This window comes from Anaeromicrobium sediminis (assembly GCF_002270055.1).
GTDB classification, from domain to species: domain Bacteria; phylum Bacillota; class Clostridia; order Peptostreptococcales; family Thermotaleaceae; genus Anaeromicrobium; species Anaeromicrobium sediminis.
The window spans coordinates 1-3,808 of sequence record NZ_NIBG01000052.1; the positions used below are offsets into that span (position 1 = coordinate 1).

The following is a 3,808-nucleotide window of genomic DNA, read 5'->3' on the forward strand; positions in this document are numbered from 1 at the left end:
GATGGAAAGGCACCTCGTTAAGAATATAAATAATATGCACATGGATAATTAAATTATGAAAAAGAAGCATGATAAACCCTCAACTATGAAATTGGGGGTTTATTATATTTTGAAATTAAGAGATGATGATTTATAAAAAAGCATACTCCGTATGCTTCGCTATGGAACCCTATGGTTTCCTTCGACGCAACTAAAGTTGCTGAGCATTCTCCTTTAAAGAGGCAGGGGAATCTTTCCCCTACAACCCCTTCATTTTTTATCCACAGAATTTGAAATATTATAATTTCCTTGGGGATAAAAAACGTATAAAAATTATACAAGCGTATACATTTTAAAAGGTTGAAAAATCAATACGAACGTCTAATGATTGTATAAGAATTATGCACCTTAAGAAATAAAATATATATTATTTCATGTATATAATGTGTGAAAAGTGTATTTTAAAAGGGAAGAGGTAAGAAAAGAATTAGAAATAATTATTGGCACAGTAATTGCTTTTAAATATTTCATATCAAGAATATTCTGAAAATGATACCATGAATTGTTTAACAATATAATTAAGATACGCAAGAGAATTGTAAAAACCTTTTCGCAAAATATATTTAAGTATAGTTCTTTAAGGTATATATTGAATTAGATTTGGGTGTCAGAGGAAGCTCTTTTGAAATGAATAATTACAGTTGATAACTGTAGAGTTTGCTAAAAGGTGGCCACCTTTATAAAAGAGTAACCTTAAAAATACACTAAAAAAGAAAAAGGAGGATTATTAATGATATTAACAAATCCTGTTGTTTTGTCAGTTATTGTAATGACCATATTATGCCTATTAAGGTTAAATGTTATTCTGTCATTAATTGTTTCGGCAATTGTAGGAGGATTAGCTGCTGGTATGCCTATAGGAGATACGATGGGCGTACTTATAGGTGGAATGGGCGGAAATGCTGAGACGGCATTAAGTTATATCTTATTAGGAGCACTAGCTACAGCAATTGCAAAAACTGGTGCGGCAGATATATTAGCACTAAAAATTTCAAAAATGATTAAGGGAAAAAGGATTATTCTATTACTTGTTATTTCCTTTGTTGCATGTCTATCAGGGACAGTCATACCTGTTCATATAGCTTTTATTCCAATCTTAATCCCTCCACTATTATTACTTATGAATAAGATGAAAATGGATAGAAGAGCTGCAGCTTCTGCATTGGCTTTTGGATTAAAAGCTCCATACATCACTATACCTGTTGGTTATGGGTTAATATATCACAATATTATTAGAGATCAAATGGGTCTTAGTGGAATGGAAATAACCACTGGGATGGTTTGGAGATCAACCTGGGTAGCAGGTCTTGCAATGCTTACAGGACTTATTATTGCATTGTTTGTATACAGAAAACCTAGAGAATACAAGATTATTGAAAGTGCTGAACCAGAAATGGCAGCTTCATCAGATGAAGTAGTTGTAACGGGAAAACACTATGTAACATTATTGGCAGGCGTAGCCGCACTTGTAATCCAATTAAAATGGGGCTCTATGCCACTTGGAGCACTTGGGGGACTTACAATTATGTTAGCATCACGTGCTGTTAAGTGGAGCGATGTTGAAGAACTTATGGTTGGGGGAATAAGATTTATGGGGCTTATAGCATTTGTAATGTTAGTTGCCTCAGGATATGCGGCAGTTATGAGAGAAACTGGTGGTGTGGAATCTCTTGTAGATGCAGCTGCTAGTATGATGGCAGGAAGTAAATTTATTGCTGCTACTGTTATGATCTTATTAGGTCTTGTCATAACCATGGGAATTGGAACTTCCTTTGGAACCGTGCCTATTCTTGCGGCTATTTATGTACCTCTTTGTATAGAATTAGGATTTAGCCCAAGTGCTACTATTCTTTTAATAGCAATTGCTGCTGCATTAGGAGATGCCGGTTCACCAGCTTCTGATACTACATTAGGACCTACAGCAGGTTTAAATGCAGATGGTCAGCATGACCATATATGGGATACATGTGTACCTACTTTTTTATGTTACAATATTCCACTCGTAGTTTTTGGAATTATAGGTGCAATGTTCTTCTAGAATTATACTAAAAAGGAGCTCTCTTTGGAGAAGCTCCTTTTTTAAAGATAATACTTATGATTATATTAATATTAAGGGCATATTGGGGGGAGTAAAGATGAGGAAGAAGGTTAAAAACTGCGTTGAGATTGTACAAAGAGATGAAAATGTAATTTCAAAAGCATCTCGAGCACCTTATTTTCCATTGGTCATGAAAAGTGGAAGAGGAGCTATAGTGGAAGATATGGATGGAAATAAATATATTGATATGTTTAGCAGTGCAGCAGTTTTAAATACGGGTCATTGTCATCCTAAAATCATTCAAGCTATAAATGAGCAGATAGATAAATTTATCCATTTCTCTACAGATTATATGTATTCGGAGCCACAGGTACAGTTTGCTGAAATGCTTACAAAAATAACACCAGGGGATTTTAAGAAAAAAGTATGCTTTGGTCTATCTGGATCAGATGGAAATGATGGAGCAATAAAATTAGCGAGATCGTATACTGGAAGAACAAAGGTCATTTCTTTTATTGGTGCATATCATGGTTCTACATATGGAGCTATTTCTTTGAGTGCAATTAGTTTAAATATGAGAAGAAAAATTGGACCATTGTTACCAGAAATTTACCATATGCCATATCCTGATTGTTATCGCTGCTCATTTGGAAAGAAGAGAGAATACTGCTTAATGGAATGTCTTGAATATATGAAGACAGCTTTTCAAAACTATATACCATCAGAAGAAGTTGCCGCAATAATAATAGAGCCTATCGCTGGTGATATTGGATTTGCTATACCACCTCAAAAGTATATGGAAGAATTATATAGGATGTGTAAAGAAAAGGGCATATTATTTATTGTTGATGAAGTACAGCAAGGATTTGGACGTACAGGAAAATGGTTTTCTATTGAACACTTTGGAATTGTTCCAGATGTAATTATTATGGGTAAATCTATTGCCTCTGGGCTTCCACTCAGTGCAATTGTGGCGAGAGAAGAAATTGTAGATGCCCTTAACATGCCAGCTCATTTATTTACTGTTCAAGGGAATCCTGTTTGTGCAAAATCTGCCATTGCAACAATAGAAGTTATTAATGAAGAGAATTTGATAGAGCATAGCAATGTGTTAGGAGAATATATAAAAGAACGGTTCAATTTTATGAAAGAAAAGTATGAATTAATAGGAGATGTTAGAGGGAAAGGCCTATCCATTGGAGTAGAGTTAGTAAAAGATAGAATTACAAAAGAAAAGGATACGCAAGCAGCTATTAAAATCTGCTATAGATGTTGGCAGAAGGGTGTTATTCTCATATTTCTTGCAGAAAATATTCTCAGAGTACAACCTCCATTAGTAATTACTAGAGAAGAAGTAAAAGCGGCTTTAAATATTATAGAAGAAACCATACAAGAATATATTGATGGGAAAATTTCAGATCAGGCATTAGAAATAGTAAAAGGTTGGTAACTGGAGAAAATTAAATTAATTGGAATAAGATAGTAAACAAACAAAGTGTATAATTTTTATACTCTTTGCTTGTTTTTTTCAATTTGAAAATTAGGGATTGTTAGTCTTTGTATGGATAAAAATTATACACCTTTATTAAAGTAAAGTTTTTTATTTATAAAAAAACAGGATGTTTACTAGTGTTAAAAAGAAAAATAAAGTTGGCACAGCTGTTGCATATATAAATGGCATATGAAGAGTACATAAATTAAATTTTAAATATTTAAATATTAGAAGGGGGA

2 protein-coding genes are annotated in these 3,808 nt (G+C 33.4%); both read left to right on the forward strand.

The window, feature by feature from the left end:
• Nucleotides 1-769 precede the first annotated feature (769 nt).
• Complete coding sequence (locus tag CCE28_RS21745) at nt 770-2,077, forward strand: Na+/H+ antiporter family protein (protein WP_095136326.1); 1,308 nt, start codon at nt 770-772, stop codon at nt 2,075-2,077.
• 97 nt (nt 2,078-2,174) lie between these two features.
• Nucleotides 2,175-3,527, forward strand: a complete 1,353-nt coding sequence (locus CCE28_RS21750) for an aspartate aminotransferase family protein (RefSeq protein WP_095136328.1) — start codon at nt 2,175-2,177, stop codon at nt 3,525-3,527.
• Nucleotides 3,528-3,808 lie beyond the last annotated feature (281 nt).

Coding starts and splice junctions, on each gene's coding strand:
- CCE28_RS21745 (WP_095136326.1), top strand. CDS start 770: ATGATATTAACAAATCCTGTTGTTTTGTCAGTTATTGTAATGACCATA.
- CCE28_RS21750 (WP_095136328.1), top strand. CDS start 2,175: ATGAGGAAGAAGGTTAAAAACTGCGTTGAGATTGTACAAAGAGATGAA.